The organism is Marinobacterium aestuariivivens, from assembly GCF_042661465.1.
In the GTDB taxonomy this organism is placed as follows: Bacteria; Pseudomonadota; Gammaproteobacteria; order Pseudomonadales; family Balneatricaceae; genus Marinobacterium_A; species Marinobacterium_A aestuariivivens.
Genome location: NZ_JBHSWE010000002.1, coordinates 312,215 through 331,055 on the forward strand (window position 1 = coordinate 312,215; position 18,841 = coordinate 331,055).

19 protein-coding genes and 2 pseudogenes are annotated in these 18,841 nt (G+C 55.3%); 17 read left to right on the top strand and 4 right to left on the bottom strand.

Annotation, left to right across the window (positions count from 1 at the left end):
* Positions 1 to 25: 25 nt before the first annotated feature.
* Genes ACFQDL_RS32325 through ACFQDL_RS32340 form a run of 4 tightly spaced genes read left to right on the top strand, consistent with a single transcriptional unit; the run spans position 26 to position 3,808 of the window.
* Positions 26 to 1,051: a TRAP transporter substrate-binding protein gene (locus tag ACFQDL_RS32325; protein ID WP_379914086.1), complete on the top strand. Its 1,026-nt coding sequence runs from the start codon at positions 26 to 28 to the stop codon at positions 1,049 to 1,051.
* Positions 1,052 to 1,076: 25 nt separating this feature from the next.
* The gene (locus ACFQDL_RS32330) at positions 1,077 to 1,616 is read left to right on the top strand and encodes a TRAP transporter small permease (protein WP_379914088.1); all 540 of its coding nucleotides are present in this window, start codon (positions 1,077 to 1,079) and stop codon (positions 1,614 to 1,616) included.
* The gene (locus ACFQDL_RS32335; protein WP_379914090.1) at positions 1,613 to 2,911 is read left to right on the top strand and encodes a TRAP transporter large permease; all 1,299 of its coding nucleotides are present in this window, start codon (positions 1,613 to 1,615) and stop codon (positions 2,909 to 2,911) included. The genes ACFQDL_RS32330 and ACFQDL_RS32335 overlap by 4 nt, the downstream gene beginning before the upstream one ends.
* 45 nt (positions 2,912 to 2,956) lie before the next feature.
* Entirely contained in the window at positions 2,957 to 3,808 is an 852-nt protein-coding gene (locus ACFQDL_RS32340; protein ID WP_379914092.1) for an alpha/beta hydrolase, read from the top strand.
* A gap of 82 nt (positions 3,809 to 3,890) precedes the next feature.
* On the opposite strand, the gene ACFQDL_RS32345 is transcribed toward ACFQDL_RS32340, so the two are convergent.
* Both ACFQDL_RS32345 and ACFQDL_RS32350 read right to left on the bottom strand, forming a co-directional pair.
* Positions 3,891 to 4,877, bottom strand: a complete 987-nt coding sequence (locus tag ACFQDL_RS32345; RefSeq protein WP_379914094.1) for an AraC family transcriptional regulator — start codon at positions 4,875 to 4,877, stop codon at positions 3,891 to 3,893.
* 63 nt (positions 4,878 to 4,940) lie between these two features.
* Positions 4,941 to 5,948: an AraC family transcriptional regulator gene (locus ACFQDL_RS32350; protein WP_379914096.1), complete on the bottom strand. Its 1,008-nt coding sequence runs from the start codon at positions 5,946 to 5,948 to the stop codon at positions 4,941 to 4,943.
* A 284-nt stretch (positions 5,949 to 6,232) separates the two neighbouring features.
* Here ACFQDL_RS32350 and ACFQDL_RS32355 point away from each other — a divergent pair, with 284 nt between their 5' ends.
* The 3 genes from ACFQDL_RS32355 (at position 6,233) to ACFQDL_RS32365 (ending at position 8,722) form a co-directional block, all read left to right on the top strand.
* Entirely contained in the window at positions 6,233 to 6,565 is a 333-nt protein-coding gene (locus ACFQDL_RS32355; protein ID WP_379914098.1) for a hypothetical protein, read from the top strand.
* 147 nt (positions 6,566 to 6,712) lie between these two features.
* On the top strand, positions 6,713 to 7,687 hold the full coding sequence (locus tag ACFQDL_RS32360) for a porin (protein ID WP_379914100.1): 975 nt from the start codon (positions 6,713 to 6,715) through the stop codon (positions 7,685 to 7,687).
* A 777-nt stretch (positions 7,688 to 8,464) separates the two neighbouring features.
* Positions 8,465 to 8,722, top strand: a complete 258-nt coding sequence (locus ACFQDL_RS32365; protein ID WP_379914102.1) for a hypothetical protein — start codon at positions 8,465 to 8,467, stop codon at positions 8,720 to 8,722.
* A gap of 606 nt (positions 8,723 to 9,328) precedes the next feature.
* On the opposite strand, the gene ACFQDL_RS32370 is transcribed toward ACFQDL_RS32365, so the two are convergent.
* A complete protein-coding gene (locus tag ACFQDL_RS32370) occupies positions 9,329 to 9,562 on the bottom strand; it encodes a transposase (protein ID WP_379914210.1) in 234 nt (77 codons plus the stop codon).
* A 557-nt stretch (positions 9,563 to 10,119) separates the two neighbouring features.
* Between ACFQDL_RS32370 and ACFQDL_RS32375 the strand changes: the two genes are divergently transcribed.
* Both ACFQDL_RS32375 and ACFQDL_RS32380 read left to right on the top strand, forming a co-directional pair.
* Positions 10,120 to 10,398 carry a type II toxin-antitoxin system TacA family antitoxin gene (locus tag ACFQDL_RS32375; protein WP_020681604.1) on the top strand — a complete coding sequence of 93 codons (279 nt, stop codon included), beginning with the start codon at positions 10,120 to 10,122 and terminating at the stop codon, positions 10,396 to 10,398.
* Positions 10,399 to 10,914 carry a GNAT family N-acetyltransferase gene (locus ACFQDL_RS32380; protein WP_379914104.1) on the top strand — a complete coding sequence of 172 codons (516 nt, stop codon included), beginning with the start codon at positions 10,399 to 10,401 and terminating at the stop codon, positions 10,912 to 10,914.
* Positions 10,915 to 11,514: 600 nt separating this feature from the next.
* Here ACFQDL_RS32380 and ACFQDL_RS32385 read toward each other — a convergent pair.
* Positions 11,515 to 11,604: pseudogene (locus tag ACFQDL_RS32385) on the bottom strand (ATP-binding protein); the annotation flags it as partial.
* A gap of 388 nt (positions 11,605 to 11,992) precedes the next feature.
* On the opposite strand from ACFQDL_RS32385, the gene ACFQDL_RS32390 reads away from it, so the two are divergent.
* The 8 genes and pseudogenes from ACFQDL_RS32390 (at position 11,993) to ACFQDL_RS32425 (ending at position 18,604) form a co-directional block, all read left to right on the top strand.
* Complete coding sequence (locus ACFQDL_RS32390) at positions 11,993 to 12,631, top strand: ATP-binding protein (RefSeq protein ID WP_379914106.1); 639 nt, start codon at positions 11,993 to 11,995, stop codon at positions 12,629 to 12,631.
* Positions 12,604 to 13,119: a hypothetical protein gene (locus ACFQDL_RS32395; protein ID WP_379914108.1), complete on the top strand. Its 516-nt coding sequence runs from the start codon at positions 12,604 to 12,606 to the stop codon at positions 13,117 to 13,119. Before ACFQDL_RS32390 ends, ACFQDL_RS32395 begins: the two co-directional genes overlap by 28 nt.
* A 98-nt stretch (positions 13,120 to 13,217) precedes the next feature.
* Positions 13,218 to 15,242: an ATP-binding protein gene (locus ACFQDL_RS32400; protein WP_379914110.1), complete on the top strand. Its 2,025-nt coding sequence runs from the start codon at positions 13,218 to 13,220 to the stop codon at positions 15,240 to 15,242.
* A complete protein-coding gene (locus ACFQDL_RS32405) occupies positions 15,236 to 15,409 on the top strand; it encodes a hypothetical protein (RefSeq protein WP_379914112.1) in 174 nt (57 codons plus the stop codon). The genes ACFQDL_RS32400 and ACFQDL_RS32405 overlap by 7 nt, the downstream gene beginning before the upstream one ends.
* The gene (locus ACFQDL_RS32410; RefSeq protein WP_379914114.1) at positions 15,381 to 16,217 is read left to right on the top strand and encodes a DUF3322 domain-containing protein; all 837 of its coding nucleotides are present in this window, start codon (positions 15,381 to 15,383) and stop codon (positions 16,215 to 16,217) included. Before ACFQDL_RS32405 ends, ACFQDL_RS32410 begins: the two co-directional genes overlap by 29 nt.
* Positions 16,154 to 16,594, top strand: a complete 441-nt coding sequence (locus ACFQDL_RS32415; RefSeq protein WP_379914116.1) for a Wadjet anti-phage system protein JetD domain-containing protein — start codon at positions 16,154 to 16,156, stop codon at positions 16,592 to 16,594. Before ACFQDL_RS32410 ends, ACFQDL_RS32415 begins: the two co-directional genes overlap by 64 nt.
* Positions 16,594 to 18,032: pseudogene (locus tag ACFQDL_RS32420) on the top strand (DUF3375 domain-containing protein). Before ACFQDL_RS32415 ends, ACFQDL_RS32420 begins: the two are co-directional and overlap by 1 nt.
* A complete protein-coding gene (locus tag ACFQDL_RS32425) occupies positions 17,990 to 18,604 on the top strand; it encodes a DUF4194 domain-containing protein (protein ID WP_379914118.1) in 615 nt (204 codons plus the stop codon). The pseudogene ACFQDL_RS32420 and the gene ACFQDL_RS32425 overlap by 43 nt, the downstream one beginning before the upstream one ends.
* Positions 18,605 to 18,841 lie beyond the last annotated feature (237 nt).

An 18,841-nucleotide genomic window follows, 5' to 3' on the forward strand; every position in this document is an offset into this window, starting at 1 on the left:
ATAATAAGAGAGGTGAGTGATGTCAATGAAATCGCTATTTATCGTTCCATTGGTAACTGCTCTATCCCTAGTAGCACTAGTTGAAAGTACTGAGGTAGTGGCAAGTGAAATAACATTGAATTACGCATTCTTTGCACCCAATGGAACATTTCCAGCCCAACAAATGAACTACTGGGCAAAGGAGCTGGAGTCCAGGACAGAGGGGGCTGTTGAGGTCAATACTTTTCCTGGAGGAACCCTGCTGGGTGCTCGGGATATGTATAACGGTGTGACTCAGGGCATCGTGGATATCGGCTTGGGATCACCTTCAGGCGACCCCGGCCGCTTTCCAGTCAGTTCTGTCATGACCTTGCCGTTGGGGATACCTAACGCAAAAGTTGCCAGCTTGGCCTACGACGAGCTGATGCGTGATCTTCAGCCTGAAGAAATGAGTAAGTTCAAGGTCCTGGCATTTTTTACCAGTGAACCTGTATATATTCAAACCCGCCAAGCTGCTGGCAATCTGGATGACTTCAAGTCCATCAAGTTAGGTGGTGCTGGAAGTTTTATGCCAGCGGTTTCTAGCCTGGGTGCATCGCCGGTGGCGATGCTGATGCCTTCAGTAACAGAAGCCCTGCCAACCGGTGTTATCGATGGTGTGGTTACGTCGAGAGAAGTCCTAAAAGATTTCAAGCTTGCAGAGTATATAGACTACGTGGTCGATTATCCGCTGGGTGTTGTGACTTTTGCCGCTGTTATGACAAAAGAGAAATGGGAAAGCTTGCCTCGTGAAGTTCAGGAGGTCATGGAAGAGCTAGCAGCGGAAATGCCTCTTTGGATCGGACGCTATCATGATGGTGCAGTGAAAAGTGCCCTCGAGTGGAGCCAAGAAAAGCATGGTCTTGCCATTGCCGAACTGGAAGAAAAAGAACGTGTTGTCTGGGGTGAAAGACTGAAACATTTGGTCGAAAACTGGCGGTCGGAAATGATGTCTAAAGGGCTTCCCGCGTCCGATATACTGTCAAAGGTTGAGAGCATAATAGAAAAGCACTTAGAGTCTGATTTAAATTAGGATTGACCCGAGGTGAGGATTGACAATGAAAATAATTAATCAAAAATTACAATGTGTGTTAGCTATTGTAGGAGGATCAAGCCTGGTTGCAATGCTGCTAGTAGCTGTGTCTGATATTATATCAAGGCTTATAGGCTACTCCTTCTCTGGTGCATACGAGGTAATTGGCTGGCTTTCAGCTACTGCGATTGGCTGCTCATTAGGCTATACCCAAATGCATAAGGGGCATGTCAAAATTGACTTTATCTCTGGAATTAGGAACGAGGTGGTGAAGTCTTTAGTATCTTTTGTTGTCCTCCTTGCCTCCTTTTATCTTGCGTCACTGGTTGGCTTCCAGTTGATCAAATATGCCTTTCTAATATATAAGGTTGGCTCTCTTTCAGAGACTTTGATGTGGCCTGTTTATCCTTGGGTATTTCTGCTCGCTTTCGCATTTTTCACCTTTGCATTTTCCTTTCTGACTGAACTTTTCTATGAGGTTTTAAATATGGTTAGGTTGGTAAAGGTAAAGTTTTCGAGGAAAGCTGAGCTCAACATAATTCCCAATGAGGAGTGTGGGTTATGAGTACTGCAATGATAGGAGCACTGGGGTTCGTATCCATGTTCCTCATGATGTTTATGGGGTTGCCTGTAGCGCTGGCCATGCTGCTGGTTGGGGTGCTCGGAATGGGCTTGATATTGACCGGCGATGCTGCGATGCATCTACTCTCGAGCGCAGTTTGGGAGCAGCTGTCGGCTTACAGCCTCACGGTGATTCCCCTTTTTGTTCTCATGGGCCAGGTGGCCTACCGCAGTGGCGTAACCGAGAGAATCTACCAGTCAGCCTATACCTGGTTTGGCCGTACACCCGGAGGTATCGCAAGCACTACTGTACTGGCTTCAATGGGTTTTTCCTGTATATCCGGCTCCAACTCCGCAACTGCAGCCACGATGGGAGCCATGGCCATACCGGAAATGCGCAAGTATAAGTACAACGACACTCTCAGTACCGGTAGCGTGGCAATTGGTGGTACTCTCGGCGCTATTATACCCCCCAGCGTTGTTTTGATAGTGATTGCAGTTCAGACAGAACAATCCATTATAAAGCTTTTTCTGGGTAGCTTGATTCCGGGCCTGATGCTGACAGCGTTACTCGTAGCTACTATCTTTTTTATATGCTTCAGAAACCGGGATCTTGGGCCTGCAGGGCCGGCTTTTACTCTAAAGGAAAAACTGGTCGGATTGAAAGGAATTGTTGAACCTATTGCTATCTTTACGGTTGTAATGTCTGGATTGTTTCTTGGGATATTTACACCGACAGAAGCAGGGGCGGCGGGTGCATTCTGCATGGTGCTGGTAGCAGTTGTCAGAAAACAAATTGCCATCAATGGTCTTATACAGTGCATCGCAGAAACCCTCAGAATATCTTCAATGGTCCTCCTGCTCCTTGCTGCCGCGGTGATATTTGGGAAGTTTTTGGCGGTCACCCGAATTCCTTTCGAGCTCGCGGAATGGGTTGCTGATTTGCCTGTATCTTCGGTTTTAATTCTGCTGGTGATTCTGGCTGTTTATACCCTGGGTGGGATGTTGATGGACTCCTTGGGCTTTTTGGTTGCCACGCTGCCCATATTTTTTCCTCTGGCAAGCAGCTTGGGATTTGATCCAATTTGGTTCACAGTGATGCTGACGTTAGTCACGAGCCTGGGCGCTGTTACGCCTCCAGTAGGCGTCAATGTCTTCATAGTCAGTAGCTTCGTTCCGGAAGTGCCTGTTCAAAGAATTTTTAAAGGGGTTGGTGTTTTTATTCTGGCTTACATTGTTTGCTTGGGCTTGATCGCAGCTTTTCCAAGTACGGTTCTAATGTTACCTGGTATTATGTAGATTATTTTTCGTCGTTATTATTTGATTTTTATAAGGAGATTGGGGATGAATGATCTCAGTCCAAAGGATCCGTTTTCGGAATCAGAATATCAATACGTTTCAGGTCAGAATCGTGCAAGTTTTCCTGAGCTTTTTGAAAGTTTTGAGCAGGCCAATGCTAAGGCCCTAGAAAGTAATAAGTGGGATATTGATATAATTTATGGTAGGCACTCAAGACAGTCGTTTGATATTTGTTACTCTTCGGAAACGGCGAAGGCATTAGTAGTGTATTTTCATGCAGGTTACTGGCAATCGCGTGACAAGACCCAATTTAGATTTTTAGCATCGAATCTGGCGAAAGTCGGGTATCATGTTGCTTTGGTAAACTATCCACTGTGTCCAGAAGTCAGTATTGGTGAAATTAGAGAATCGGCACTAAAAGCGTTATCAGCCGTATGTGAAGCATTCAAGGAATTTAGTGATTTGCCTTTGATCGTTGCCGGTCATTCAGCAGGAGGTCATTTGGCGGTGGAGTGTGCGCTTGCGAACTTTGGCAGCGGTGTTGAGACTTTGAAAGAGGTTGATGCAGTCCTGTCGATCAGTGGCGTATTTGACCTTGAACCACTGCTGGAAACAAGTCTGAATGAGAACCTTAAACTTGACAGGATGTCTGCACAGAACTATTCACCCACTAGACGTGTTAGGAAAGGCTTGCCGCCTGCTGTTTTTTTAGTAGGAGGCGGGGAGACCGAGCAATTTTATCAGCAGAGTAAATGCATGGCTGATCTTTGGTCCAGTAGTAATAATTCATCGAAGCTTTTCGTGGCTGAACAGAAAGATCATTTCAGTGTTCTGGAAGTTTTTTCAAATTCGGAGGGTAAGCTGTTGGGAGAAATTGAACGTTACTTATTGGTCTAGTGTAAGATTTCGGCGCATTAATCCTAGGTGGCTAATGCGCAATTTCTCTAAATTCTGAAAACCTTCGTTGAAAGTAATAAATCTAATTTTTTTTCCATGCGTTGTTTAATGTTTTTGAAGGTAGTTCACCAAAACGCACCCTGTATTCCTGTGAAAAGCGTCCTAGCTGTTGAAACCCACAGTCCATCGCTATACTGGAGACACTTTCCGATGGCCTTGCTTTTGTCAGTCTTTGGTGAGCATGATCCAGTCTCAATTGACGAAAGTAGGCAATTGGAGACATGTTAAAATAGGTGTTGAAGTCCTTGTAAAGACGGTCACGAGAAACCCCGGAGGACCGTTCGAGGTCATCCAGTCGGAGCGGCTGATTGATAGAGTCTCGCATCATTGACTCCAGGTGGCGCAAATATGCGGGGCGTCCTACCTGTTTATCCAGAAGCTCGTTGTAGTAGTTATGATCTTGAGAGTATACAAGTCCAGTTATCAAAGTCTCTTCCATGGTCGACCATATTTCAGGAATATCATACAAAGATACATTGTTCTGCGTTATTTCTTGAATGTTTTGAATAAGACTCCACCATTGTTTCATGGAGCCATCAAGCATAAAGCCAGGCTTGAAAATGACCGGTTTTGATAAATTGCGGCCTAAAAGTTTAGATATTTTGCTTTCAATTTTCTGCCGTGAAATACTGACCATCTGTTTTCGGCAGTCTTCAGTCATAGCCATTTTCATTGACTGACTAGGGGAAATTATTACACCTGATTCAGGGGTGGACAGGAAACTTTTTCCCTTTAATTCTATGCTCTGTTCACCACGCAATGGAATGTTAACGATAAAGTTTTGCTTTAAATCATCGATATCAATTTCAGCCGCTGTTGAATACTCAATAACCCCGGAAGCTATGTTACCGAGTTTGGAGCCATGGTGTTTAAATTTTAGCTTATTGGGGTTGACGAGCTTCAAGCCGTGCGGGCCGTTGATGCTATGCATCCAGCGAATAGTTTCTTCAGGGGTGTTAAACAAGACACTGAATTTTTTTCGATTGTGACTGTGGCTGATTTGATTCATTTTTCTTACCCATTTGAAATTGTTGTTTTTGATTATGATCGCCGATGGGTTACTTTAATTTTTCTATGTTGTTTTATTGATCCGCTGCAGGGTTTCAGATGGCATTTTGTTGAATTGCTTTTTATAATCGGATGAGAAACGCCCTAAATGGTTGAAGCCCCAATCGAGCGCTATGCCTGATATGTTTTCGAATCCCCGATCTTCCAGGATGTCTTGGCGTACGTCCTCGAGCCGTACCCGTTTTAGGTAGGCGGTCGGGGGAACACCGAAGTACTTGTTGAAGTCGCTGTACAGTTTGTTGCGCGAGACGCCGGCAGACCGCTCGATATCGCGTATGCTGATGTTTTCCTTGGCGTTTTGCTGGATAAAGTCTCTGGTTTTCGCCAAGTATTCAGGCAGCGAATGGTTCATGGTCGATTCGATAGCCGACGAATAGTTGCTGGGCTGCGAGATCAGTATGCCCTGGATCAGAGCTTGTTCCATTTCACGAATAAAATGGCCACTGATATAGAGGCTGCCGGGGTTTCTCAATTCGCTCTCGATATGCCGAATCGTCCGCCACCAAGCACTCACAGGCCCCAGGGTCGCGTCCATATGGGGGTTGAATACCAGCGGCTCAGCGACCGGGCGGCGGATTAGCTGCTCGAGTCCGGATTCCATGGCCTGGCGTGAGATGCGTACCAAAGTCTTGCGGCAATTCCCGCTGATGTGCAAAGCGCAGGGGCTGGAAGGGGAGATAATAATGCCGTTGGCCAGATCCGAGTGTATCGGGCGCTGCCGTCCCTGCAGTTTCTGAAAACCGCTCAGGGGCAAGCTGATACTGTAACTGTTTTGCAGGTCGTCTATTTCGACACTGACGTCGGTGCCGTACTCGATATGACCGATGGTTGTTGTAGTCGCCGACAATACGTTGCCAATGTGACGGAATCGAACCGATTTCGGCTTGCTGACCCTGAGTTGATGGGGGCCGCAAATAGATGCCATCCAGGACCGAGCACCTTCCGTATCGCGGATGTCGGTCATGATCTCCTTGTCGTTTTGACTGAGCATTAGGTTTTGGATACCCAGCATAGATCGATACCACTATTTATTTTCGAGTTAACGGCTAATGGTTCATAGACGGGCTGTCATGCTTCCGAGGCCGAGACTAGCACCGCTTGACGACGGCGGTCAACGTGGAGCGGTTGGGCCTTCATACGGGCCCTAACCGAAAGTACACAGGTGGCCGATACGAAAAACAGGATAAAGCTTGCGGGAAAATGGGATAGAGTGAGGAGGGACGCTCTGGTTTCATGTCGGTAACGCTTCGATGTGCCGGCATCGGGCCTCAGAGACATTGAGTGGAGACCGAAACCATGAGCAACAATGACAAGAAGACACTGAGCGACTGGCAGGACAAGGTCGCCGGTTGGGTGGAGTTTCGCCCCGAGGAGAACCACTACAAGGTCGCCCGCGAAATGTTTACCGATCGCGAGCTGTTCGACCTCGAGATGGAGTTGATCTTCGAGAACAATTGGATCTACGCCTGCCACGAAAGCCAGATTCCGAACCCAACGATACTGCCGTTCGCTGCCCAGTCCCACACTCTCTGTATCGGCACCAACCCTCAAGGTTTCCTGGCATCCGCTTCTGGTTCCGCCATCGCCATGATCGAGACGGGGTTGACCCGGATGGAAAGCAACGCCTAATCCCGGCTTCTTCCACCGCCAGCACACTTCAATCGTTAAAAACGATGGAAGCCGCCCTTTGCCCCACGCTAAGCCGTCAGCTGCAGCGTTCTGGGATAAGCATCTTTCGCTTGATGTACAACCCAATAACATTAATAAGGAAACATTTTGAGAATCACAACGCCAACCCGTCTGCTGAGTTCCGCTGTACTTTTGTCCCTTTCCATGACCGCCGCCGCGGACACCGGCCCCAAGGTATTCGGCCTCCTGAGTGTCGGCGCACTTAATGACGAGAAAGATTTCGAAACCGAAGCCTATGAGCTGGAACTCGGCATCAAGGGCGTCTATGACATCGAAGGCATCAAGGCCGCGTACGAATTGCTGGCCGACTTCGCCGATGCCGCCAATGCCGAGGAGGATATCGACGGCGAGGACGAGATCCATGTGCGCCAGGCCTCGGTCGCTTTCCGGACCCAATATGGCGCCTTTGTGATAGCGCCCCGCGCCGTCAGCGGCCAGTTCCGGAATATCTACGGCGGCCTGCGCAAGTTCGAATACAACGAACCCCACGCCAGTACCCCCGCTGCCGGTGGTAAGGTCTTCGAGCAACCGGACGAGGGTCAGAACGTGTTGGCCTACGTTTCGCCAAACTGGAACGGCTTTCAGCTGATCGGTGCCTCGCTGCAGATCAACGAGGACAATGACGAGGACCACGACGTTATCGCCGTGCGTGCGGTTTACTGGGGCAATAACTGGAATATCGGCATCGGCCGGGTGAACGTCGATAAGGAAGCAGGCCCGCCCAGCGCCAACGACGACTATAACCGCGACTCTATCGGTTTCGCTTACAACTTCAGCAAATTCGAACTGGGCGGCGTCTACGAGCGCAACAGCGACCGTTTCGGCGGCGATGATTCCGACGTTTTCGGTGTCGCTGCCAAATATCACTTTGGTCAGGGCTGGTCCTCTTCGCTGGGCTACTTCGATAAAGACTACGATAACGACGACACCGGCGTCGACAACAGTCTGGTGGTGCTGAATCTGAAAAAGCAGCTGAAAGACAACGTCAACCTCTGGGCCGAAGCCGGCGAATACGACGAAGGCTCAGACAATATCGCGCTGGGCGTCAACGTCGAATTCTAAGTCCTGCCCTTTTCTTCGATTCAACATTCGCCCCGCCTCTGCGGGGCTTTTTTGTTTGCCCTGCGAAGCAGGCAAACCCGGCCCTCTGAAAGAAGAGGGCGTCACCCCGACCGAGGGGTAGGCAAGGGCGTCGCTGGCAACGGTGAGGTCTGAAGGAAGCCATAGGAAGTAAGCGGCACATAACGCTAGTGAACCTGGGCCGGCACCACAGAGGCGACAAACGTGCGAAATAGAGCGAAGTCCAATACTCGGTCAGATCTGTGGTGTGTTGCAGGATGGGGCTGCTTACAGGGAGCCTGTAGTAACGGGGGAAGCTTGGTACCACATCTTGGCAGGGAACCAAGACCGGCTATTCAAGAGGCATCTTGAGAGTGGCGGGGGGCGAGGTGGCAGATGAGCCCGTAGTAGTGATGAAGTCCCGGCCGGTGAAAGCGGGTAACCGACTGGAGGGTAAAACCGGGACGACCGCTGGCGGAGGTCCAGCGGGGCCTGGGGCGGCCAAAAGCCGCTTCAGGATGCGAAGGGGTGAAGTAAACAGTAAAGCGTCATCGGCCCGACTGGCCGACCCAGGTGGGATGCACAAACCATTCGACGGGATGGGGTCTTCCCGTCCGGGGCCTTGGGAACGAGGTCGCTGGACGACGAAACCGCACCATGGGAGTAGGACGGCACCGTGCAGCAGATTGCCAATGAGCTAGCACCCTGCGCGGGACGTTTGAACTATACTGCCACCGGTGTTGAGTCAATCAGACGGGTGAACACAGAAACGAGCAGGTCATGAGGAAGTATTACAGTCTCTACGGACGACTGCTGGACAAACGAGCGTTGTTCGAAGCGTTCAAACAAGTCAAACGCAACAAGGGCGCGGCCGGAATCGATGGGCAGAGCCTGAGTGCGTTTGAGGCGGATTTGGACAGAGAGCTGTCATGGCTGCTACTCGAACTGAAGGAGAAGCGCTATCGGGCGCGTCCGGTCAGGCGTGTGACCATTCCGAAGGATGGCGGAGGAGGTATAAGTGCGGACTATGCTGCCTGACGTGGAGGCTTCTCATCAATCGCCCTCGATCGAGCGCTACGCCTCGTCCCAAGCCCTCGACTTCCATTGAACCCGCGCTGAAGATAGACGTCGATGACGTACTCATGGAATCTTTTGGCGACCAGATGTTGATGTACAACACAGAGAATGACTGACAGTCTGGTAATTATTCATGCATGATTACTAAGTTGGCTATTGAGCGGATCTTGCGGGTTCAGGCGACTTCATCCCAGAGGATAACGGCTACGGTGAGCTGCTCGTTCTGGTTGGAGGGCTTGGCCACCTGCTTGAAGTAGTCAGGCAGGGTGAATGTTTCGTCATCATCGGTGCGAGCTTCGGATTCTGCCGAGGTGGGGTGGCGCCAGTGATGTTGTTAATTCTTGCGTATCCGGTCACGGAGCAGTCGGTTGCGATGGTAGTGACTCTGGGAAATCGTCATCTCGTTGCTCGCTTTGCTGGCTGCCGTCTGGGCTCTTCGGGTACTGCTGCGGATCCCGACTGTAGTGCTCCCATAAACTTTGATGCCCACACTTGAATCAGGGTGCAATCGATTCTGGAACGGTCGTCGGATAGCAGTTCGCGCTCCCGCGCCAAGTTGACCACTTCCTAATAATAATTAATTTTAGTCACGACATCGTGCTCCAGTAGCTGCGCCCGGCTGGTACTGAAGCTCGAGTGATGCCCCACCGGGTCATCACTGATCAGCCAGACGAAGCAGTGGTATAGCAGATTGTAACTGATCTGTTCGACCAGTTGCCGTTCGCTGCTGCTGGAATCTTGCAGCAGTTGAGTCTTAATAAATCGCTCGGGCGCAATCGCCGCGGCCTGTAGGACGACGATACCAGTGTGAACGAAAAAAGTCCCACCTTGTCAGCAGGGTTGGGGTGGCTGGGCGGGACGTAAAAAATGCTTATTCAGAACAAAGCATAGACCTGCAACGAGTAGCTGGCATGCCGGATCGATAGTCACACTTGCCTGCTCGGTCCCTACGTGCTGGAGGATGTCTGCGTAACTATCGATTCAGGAGGGTGCCAGAGGTCAGTCACATTGAGCTGGAATACGATCTAGCACGTTGCTGATTCATGTCTCGAAGGCCGCTCTGTGCCGGGTGCTGCCGCTGGGCGAGAGGACCGTACCTGCGAAGAACCTGCAAGCCAGCAGTTCGTAAGGCATAAGTTCAATCCAAGTATCGCGACTCCATAGACCACCCTGGACAGAAGAAAAATTGTAGTACTTTCACGATTGGTGGATCGCAGGCTGCAGCTTTCCGGTGTCTCTTGGCTACCGACCATCATGGCGGCGGTCTGTCGGACATTTCGCTATTGGCCCATGTTGTAGTAAAATGGCTATTGTGTACGGAGTTCTTCCGTACATCTGGTGGCTTGAAGGAGGTTGTCATGGCAGCTGCAGCACGCGAACGCATTGATATGCGTGTCGATGAAGAGACCAAGCAGATGGCGGAACGTGCCGCTGCGGCACTTGGTTGCGCCTCCCTGACGGAGTTCATCACCCGCCTAATCCGTGAAAATGCACCAGCGATACTCGAGCGCCAGGCCTCGATCCAGCTGACCAACGAGCAGTTCGACCATTTCATGGCGGTCTGTCAGGACGAAACCCGCAAACCCAGCGCTCGAATTCTGGCAGCAGCCAAACGTTTGGACGACGAGGGATTCTAATTGTCGGTACTACAAGGATTCGTATTCGTCGACCAACAGCAACACGACCTGAAAGCGTTTGATTGTGGCGAGCCAGGCATGAACCAGTTCCTCGCTCGTTTTGCATGCCGGGATATGAAACTCGGTATCAGTGCGACCTGGGGGCTTCCCACTGATGAGGCTGCTGCAGAAGAGAAAACTCGGTTGGCCGCGTACTATACGCTGGCTTCGGCCACCGTGACCCGGGACCAGATTCCGGAGAAAAAGCTTCCGCCCTATGCGATCCCTGTGACCTTGCTGGCTAAACTGGCCGTCGACGTCCGGTACCAGAATCAGGGCTTGGGCGAGAAGTCCCTCATCTCAGCTCTGCGGCATGCAGTTAGGCTTAGCGATACGGGCTTACCCGCCGTCGGCGTTACGCTGGATGTGCTCAATGACGCTGCTTTGCGCTTCTATCAGCAGTTTGAGATCTTTGAGCCCTTTACGCGTGATCCCATGCGCCTGTTCGTGCCGATGCGGGTGCTGCGAGAGATCTGACTCTCTTCCGCATTCGCAACCTCTTCGAACCAGCCATCGACGCATCTGCCGCCGTCCCAACAGTCATGAACGAGTTTTCCGAGACAGTGGGGTAATAAGTACTTTTCTGATCAGCATGCTCATGGTGCTGATTCCAATAGAATTTATGGCAAGGGACTACCGCTTTGTAATGGTATCCCACATAGCGGTCCAGGATCAGAATATGAACTGTCAGACGCTCTCTCGGCCGAGTTCGAGAAGCGGTAACCGAATGTATCTACCGAATACATAGGGGGCTGACGCCCGGCATCGAGGAGCTAGAGCGCAATCTGGAAGAGGCCATCGCGTCCCGTCCCGATGGAATTGCGGTGCCGATTCTCGATGCAAGGGCCCTTAAGGGATTCATTCGAGAAGCGTTGGCGATGGGGTTTCCGGTGGTGGGATTCAATATTCCGGACAACCGTCCCCCGGACCAGCTGTCAACGCCGACTGAATACTGACCCCCTTTGGGCGTAACACGCCGAAGTTGTTATGACCCGCTGGGCCCAGTCTATTCCCCGTTGCCGTTGCCGTTGCCGTTGCCGTTGCCGTTGCCGTTGCCGTTGCCGTGGTCGGTGAGCGGGTCGCGCGGGCTATGCGTTTATCCTTGAGGCGATAGCTCTCGCGATTGATCCGCACGATGTGCGCGTGGTGCAAAAGATGCTCGAGCAATCAAAGCCAGAGGCACAAGTGTTGCTTCAACAACAGGCCGGATATATGGCAGCAACCTGTCCCTGAAATCGAAATCTGGCGCCGTGCAAACGGCGAGGAGTCATAAATCGGTGGAATGGTGCGGGCCGGATGCACTGCAGCTCGCCGAACAGAGGCACAACAGCGCCAGCCCCGGCCCGGCCACTGGGCGGTGCAGCCGCTGGCGAAACCATACCCGGGCGGCTTGGCCGACTGGCTAGAGTTCAACCGCCAGCAGTTGACGAACGCGTTGCGGCAATCCTGAACGCTTGGATACGCTGCTGAAACCTATACATTTTCCGGCTGCCGCGGTTACCATTCCAGCTCTGTAATGTGACCGCTGAGAAACGAGGTAAACTTGACCTCCGCTATGCAAAGCCAACTGCTGGATTTCGCCGATACGGACAATCGTGCCGGCTTTCGTCTGCACCGCTTCGAGGTGCTCAACTGGGGCACCTTCGACCGCCATATCTGGTCGCTGAATTCGGAGGGTGACAACGCTCTGCTGACCGGCGATATCGGCTCCGGCAAGTCCACCCTGGTGGATGCCCTGACCACCCTGATGGTGCCGGCGCAGAAGATCACCTTCAACAAGGCGGCGGGCGCCGAGGGCAAGGAGCGCAGCCTGCGCTCCTACGTGCTGGGTTACTACAAGAGCGAGAAGGACGACAGCAGCTACAAGGCTAAGCCGGTGGGGCTGCGCAAGCCCGGCAGCTACAGCGTGCTGCTGGCGCAGTTCTACAACCAGGGGTTCGACCAGTGGCTGACGCTGGCGCAGGTGTTCTGGCTCAAGCCCGGCGAAAGCAGCCCGGAGCGCTTTTATCTAGTGGCCAACCGGCCGCTCAGCGTCAAGGCGGATTTCTCCGAAGGGGCGGGCGGCAAGGGGGCGATCTACAGAGCCTGCAGCGACGGCTGCGCAAGACCGACGGGGTGCAACTGTTCCCAAGCTTCAACCAGTACAGCGCCGAATTCCGCCGCCATATGGGGATTGAGAGCGAACAGGCGCTGAACCTGTTCTACCAGACCGTGTCGATGAAGGCGGTGGGCAACCTGACCGACTTCGTGCGCTCCCATATGCTGGAGCTGTCCACCATCGGCGAGCGGATCGAACAGGCGATCCGCTCCTTCAATGACCTGGACCGCGCCCACCAGGCGGTACTCAAGGCGCAGCGTCAGATCAGCCACCTCGAGCCGCTCACCGACGAGTGGCGCGCCTGCCTGAAGCTGCAACAGGAAATCGACCTCTACAACGGTGCACTCACTCATCTGGAGGCGTTCTTCAACCGGCTCAAGTCGGAGTTGCTGGAGCAGCGTATCGAACGGCATACCGAGCAACTGGACAGCCTGAATCGGTTACTGGAAACCATGACCGACGAGATCGACGAAGGGCAACGTCAGGCGAACCGGTTGCGCATGGATATCGTCGAAGCGGGGGCGGCCGTATCCAGCAGCTTGAAGAGGATATCCAACGTCTGGAGAAGGAGAAGGCACGCCTGAAGCGGCTGGCGGAACGCTACCAGGCACTGTGCAGACGGCTGGAACTGGATGAGCGCCTAGACGCCGAGCAGTTCGACACCAACCGGCGCCGGAGCCGGGTGCAGCTGCAGCAAATGGAAGGGCAACTCCAGGTGTTGCACGACGAGGAGGTCGGACAGCAGGTCGAGGTGGCCCGGCTGAAGGATGAGGGCAACCGCCTCGGCGAAGAGTTGGCATCGCTCAAAGCCCGCAAGACCAGTATTCCAAGCCAGGTGCTGGCGATTCGACAGCGGATCTGTGACGCACTGGAACTGGACGAGACCGCCTTGCCCTTTGCCGGTGAACTGATCCAGGTACGTGAGGAGGAGATGGAGTGGGAGGGTGCTATCGAGCGGGTGCTGCACAACTTCGGCCTCAGCCTGCTGGTGCCGGAAGCGCTCTACGCGCAGGTAGCCGGTTTCGTCGACCAGACCCATCTGCGGGGGCGTCTGGTCTACTTCCGCGTTCCTGAGCAGGTCAACCAGCCGCACAGTCAACCGGCGCCCGATCACCTGTTCCGCAAGGTGGAGCTGAAAACCGATAGCGAATTCTACCCCTGGCTGGAGAAGGAACTGCTGGAGCGGTTCGACTACAGCTGCTGCGAGCGGCTGGAGGAGTTCCGCCGCCTGCCCAAGGCGATCACCCGCAACGGCCAGATCAAAAGCGGCAAGGGGCGCCACGAAAAAGACGACCGCCACAACATCAACGATCGCACCCGCTACATACTCGGTTGGTCCAACGCCGGCAAGATCGAGGCTCTGGAAGCGCGACTGGAAGGCCTGCGCCAACGGATGCTGAACCTGGCAGAACGGATCGACAACCTGCAGAAACAGCACAAGGCGTTGGATGCCGGCCGCAGCGATCGCCAGGAGCTGGAGAGGATCGAGCGTTTTGCCGACCTGGATTGGCCCTCGGTGGCCCACGCCATCGACGGCAAGCATCATGAGAAGCGGCAACTGGAGCAGAGCTCCGAACAGCTGCAGCTGTTGCGCGGGCGGCTGGCCGAGCTGGAGCAGCGGCTAAAGGAGCTTGGCGAGCGCAAGGATCTCAAGATCCGCGAACAGGGCCAGGTGGAGAACAGTCTGGAATCGGACAAGCAACTGCTCGACAACGCCCGCGCCTCGTTCGAAGCGCTGGAAACGGCCGAGCGTGAGCACTGGTTCGGACAGATCGAAGCCCTGCGCAGCAGCGCCACCGCGGCCGGGGTGTTCAGCGCCGAGCGCCCCAGCATCCAGGGCTGTGACCAGCGCCGTCAGGAGATGACCCGCTGGCTAAGGGACAACAAACTGAAATCCGCCATCGACAAGGAAGCACGCCGGCGCGACACCCTGATCGACCGCATGCGCACCTTCAAGGACGCCTATGCTCAGGACACCGAGGAGCTGGATGTCAGTCTGGCGGCTGCCCACGAGTACCAGGCGATCCTCGAACGGCTACGCGACGACGACCTGCCACGCCACCAACAGCGTTTTCAGCGCATGCTGCGCGAGAATACCATCAACGAAATGGCACTGCTCAACGGCGAACTGGAGCGCGAACGGGAAGCGATCGTCGACAAGATCGAACGAATCAACCATTCCCTGTCGGCACTGGACTACAACGAAGGCACCTATATCCGTCTGGAGCAGGAGTTCAATCCGGACCCGGATATCCGTGGCTTCCGCGAGTCGTTGCGCAACTGCCTGGGCGACACTCTGGGCGGCAGCGCCGACCAGGTCTACTCGGAACAGAAGTTCCAGATGGTGAAGGCGCTGATCGACCGCTTTAAGGGGCGCGAAGGGCTCAGCGCAGAAGACCAGCGCTGGACCCGCAAGGTCACCGACGTGCGCAACTGGTATCTGTTCTCCGCCAGCGAACGCTGGCAGGAGGACCAGACCGAGAAGGAGCGCTACTCGGACTCCTCCGGCAAGTCCGGCGGCCAGAAAGAGAAGCTGGCGTATACCATCCTCGCCTCGGCGTTGGCCTACCAATTCGGCCTGGAGTGGGGCGAGACCCGCTCCCGCTCCTTCCGCTTCGTGATGATTGACGAGGCGTTCGGGCGCGGCTCCGACGAATCGGCCCGTTACGCGCTGGAACTGTTCCGGGGCTCAACCTGCAGTTGTTGATCGTCACCCCGCTGCAAAAGATCCATGTGATCGAAGACTATGTGCGCAGCGTCAATTTCGTATACAACCCACTGGGCAGCCACTCCATGGTGCGCAACCTCAGCATCGAAGAGTACCGACAGGAGAAGCAACAGTACCATGCCGACGAACCGCTGGAGCAGGCCTGAAGAACTGCGCGCCCGCTTGCGCAAGCGGTGGCAAAGCCAGCGGCTGCTGAAAGGCTGGCTGCTGGGTGAGTTGACTCTCCCCGTCCGCCTGCCGATCAAGGGGCCGACCCCGCGCGAACTGCGCGAGTGTTTCGCCGAGGTGAGCGCCTGGGCCGATGACTGGCAACGGGCCGAGCAAGAGGAACCGTTCCAACTCGAGATGCAGACGGTCAACAACCAGCGCATGGGACGCCAGTCCCTGCCGCGCCAACTGCTGCTGGCCGACGAGACAGCTCTGTTCGGCTGGATCGGCGAGGCCGAAGCGTTCTCCCGCTTCCTGCATCTGGTCGAACGGCTGACCGAGCGCTGGCCGCAATGCCGATCCACGCTGGCTGGCCAGCCGTTCCGGCTGCTGGCACTGGCGCCGCATATCGATGCCCTCTGTGCCGTACTGGCCTGGTTCGAGGCCCACCCCTGGCCTGACCGCTACCTGCGCGAACTGGAGATCCCCGGCGTAGACACCAAGTTCATCGAAAACAACCGGCAGTTGATTCATGACCTGCTGGTGGCGACGATCCCGCCGGAGTGCTATGACGCCACTGTCACCGGGCTCGCGCAGCACGGTTTCGAGCGCAAGTTCGGCCTGCGCTACGACCCGTCCACGATCCGCTTCCGGTTGCTGGATCAGCGCCTGGCGTTGGGTGGCCTGACCGACCTGAGCGTGCCCTGGCCCAGTTCGCGCAGCTGCGCCTGCCGGTGGCGCGGGTGTTCATCACCGAGAACAAGATCAACGGCCTGGCGTTCCCGCCGCTGTTCAATGCCTTGGTGATCTTCGGTCTGGGCTACGGCGTGGAACAATTGGGCCGGATCGATTGGCTGAAAGAGAAAGAGATCCACTATTGGGGCGATATCGACAGCCACGGCTTCAACATCCTGGCACAGCTGCGCAAACAGCTGCCGCAGACCCGCTCCCTGCTGATGGACGAGGCCACCCTGCTGGAGCTGCGCGAGCTCTGGGTCGAGGAACCGCAGCCGCAACGCAACTTCGATACCGGCTCGCTGACGGCGGACGAAGCAACACTGCTCGATGCCCTGTGGCACAACCGCTGGGGACATAATCTTCGCCTCGAGCAGGAGCGCATCCCCTTTTCCCGGCTGCAGCGGCACTTGCAGCAGCTGGATCAACTGGAGCAGGAGGCGATCTGATGGAGTTCCGGCAACTGCGCGAACTGCGCGCCACTCATCCCGCCTGGCGCCTGCTGGCTGCCGACCACGCGCCGCTGATTCTCAGCTTTCTGGCCCGGGTGTTCGTGCGCCAGAACCGGCGCTCCATGGGGCAATCCGAACTGGCATCCAAGCTGGACGACTATCTGTTCCGACTGCGCGAAGCCGAAGGTCAGGAGCTGTTTCCCAAATCCGGCAAAGCCTATCTGGAAGACTGGGCACGGCCCGACACCGCCTACCTGCGAAAATACTACCCCCGCGCCGGAGACGAGGCTGAGTTCGACCTGTCGCCGGCGGCGGAAAAGGCGGTGGACTGGATCGGCAAGCTGGAGCAGCGCCAGTTCGTCGGCACCGAGTCCCGCCTGCAGAACCTGTTGGAACAACTGCAGCAACTGATCCAGCTAACCGAGACCGATCCCCAGGTGCGCATACAGGAGTTGCATGAGCAACGGGCGGCGCTGGAGCGACAGATCGCCGAACTGGAACGGCAGCCGGTGCTCAGTGTAGACGCCACCCAGGTCAAAGAGCGTTTTTTCCAGGTGGAAGACTGCGCCCGCCAGCTGGTGGGCGACTTCCGGCAGGTCGAGCAGAACTTCCGCGATCTGGACGCCCGCGTGCGGGAGAAGATCACCCTCAGTGACCAACGCAAGGGGAGTTGCTGGCGGAGATCTTCGGCGACCAGGACGCCATCGCCGACTCCGACCAAGGCAAGAGCTTCCGTGCCTTCTGGGCGCTGATCATGTCGCCGCAGCGACAGCAACAGATGGCCGACTGGTTGCAGACCATCTTCGCCCTGGATCCGGTGCGGGAGCTGGAGCCAGACGACTTTCTGCGTCGCCTGCACCACCGTCTGCTGGAAGCGGGCGAGAAGGCACAGCGCACCTCCGCCTCGCTGGCAGAACAACTGCGCCGCTACCTGGACGACCAGGCCTGGAAAGAGAACAAACGGATACTGCAACTGATCGGCCAGATCGAGCGCCGCGCCGTGAAGTGCAAGCAGAACCCGCCGAACGCCCCCGATTTCGGCCGTCTGGACGATACCCGCGCCGCCATCGACCTGCCGATGAGCCGGGGGCTGCTCCGTCCGGACCGCATAGCGCCGGTCAATCTGCAGGCCGCTACCGAAGGGAGCAACGACTTCTCCACCGATGCGCTCTACGACCAGGAATACGTGGATATCAGCCGCTTGCAGGCCAATATCCGTCAAGCTCTGCAGCAGCGCAACCAGGTCGGCCTCGGCGAACTGTGCGAACAGTTCCCGCTGCAGCAGGGACTGGCCGAGTTGCTCGCCTACATGAATCTCGCCAGCCAACAGGACAACGCGTTGATCGACGACGCGCAACATATCCAGATCCGCTGGCAAACCGAGGACAAACGATGGAAACAGGCTACCCTGCCGACGATTCTGTTCAGCCGCTGAGCGGCGGACAGCGTCTGACCCCGCTACTGGTACATCTGCTCAAGGGAATACTGTATCGCGATACCCACACCCAATTGTGGCAGCTGCTCTATGATCTGGAAGCGCCGTTGCGCGACCAGTTGGCGATCCTAGGGCTGGAACTCTACCTCGACGAAGAGGAGGGCTTCGCTTTCCTCCAGCAACGCGTGGCCAACGAGGACGAACCCGAGATCCCGCGCCTGGTGGCTCGCCGATCCCTGAGCTACCCGGTCAGCCTGCTCTGCGTGCTGCTGCGCAAGCGCCTGGCGGAAGCGGACCACCAGGGCGGCGACCTCAAGCTGGTGGTCAGTCGCAGCGAGATCCACAACGATATGAAGGTATTCTTCGCCGAACTCAACAATGAAGCCCGCCTGGCCGATCAGCTCGACAGCCATATCGAAAAGGTGGTCAAGCTGGGCTTCCTGAAACGGATGAAGGAGGCAGACCACTTCGAGGTTCGGCGCATCCTCAAGGCGCTGGTGGACGGCGACTGGCTGGCGGATCTGGACGAAAAGCTGGTGCTCTATCTAGAGCATGGGCAGTCGCTGGCGTAGCCGTCTGCAGCTGTTCTTTGTGGCTATGTGATCATCTGCCACAGCGAAACCCGTCGCTCGGATGTACCTGGCTCAGGCTTCGCTCCGCCCGTTCTGCAGCAGTAGATGCTCGCCGCTTCTGCGATCAGGCGGAGTAACTGGGGCCCTGAACCTGAAAATGGCCGTTTTTTAACAGCTCACGCACCTCCTTGAGTCGGGCGTTCTCTCGCCGAAGCTGTTTCAAATCCTCATACAGGT

Coding starts and splice junctions, on each gene's coding strand:
- ACFQDL_RS32410 (WP_379914114.1), top strand. CDS start 15,381: ATGCCGACGAACCGCTGGAGCAGGCCTGAAGAACTGCGCGCCCGCTTG.
- ACFQDL_RS32330 (WP_379914088.1), top strand. CDS start 1,077: ATGAAAATAATTAATCAAAAATTACAATGTGTGTTAGCTATTGTAGGA.
- ACFQDL_RS32390 (WP_379914106.1), top strand. CDS start 11,993: ATGCAAAGCCAACTGCTGGATTTCGCCGATACGGACAATCGTGCCGGC.
- ACFQDL_RS32375 (WP_020681604.1), top strand. CDS start 10,120: ATGGCAGCTGCAGCACGCGAACGCATTGATATGCGTGTCGATGAAGAG.
- ACFQDL_RS32395 (WP_379914108.1), top strand. CDS start 12,604: ATGGGGATTGAGAGCGAACAGGCGCTGAACCTGTTCTACCAGACCGTG.
- ACFQDL_RS32365 (WP_379914102.1), top strand. CDS start 8,465: ATGAGGAAGTATTACAGTCTCTACGGACGACTGCTGGACAAACGAGCG.
- ACFQDL_RS32340 (WP_379914092.1), top strand. CDS start 2,957: ATGAATGATCTCAGTCCAAAGGATCCGTTTTCGGAATCAGAATATCAA.
- ACFQDL_RS32325 (WP_379914086.1), top strand. CDS start 26: ATGAAATCGCTATTTATCGTTCCATTGGTAACTGCTCTATCCCTAGTA.
- ACFQDL_RS32355 (WP_379914098.1), top strand. CDS start 6,233: ATGAGCAACAATGACAAGAAGACACTGAGCGACTGGCAGGACAAGGTC.
- ACFQDL_RS32425 (WP_379914118.1), top strand. CDS start 17,990: ATGGAAACAGGCTACCCTGCCGACGATTCTGTTCAGCCGCTGAGCGGC.
- ACFQDL_RS32345 (WP_379914094.1), bottom strand. CDS start 4,877: ATGAATCAAATCAGCCACAGTCACAATCGAAAAAAATTCAGTGTCTTG.
- ACFQDL_RS32350 (WP_379914096.1), bottom strand. CDS start 5,948: ATGCTGGGTATCCAAAACCTAATGCTCAGTCAAAACGACAAGGAGATC.
- ACFQDL_RS32335 (WP_379914090.1), top strand. CDS start 1,613: ATGAGTACTGCAATGATAGGAGCACTGGGGTTCGTATCCATGTTCCTC.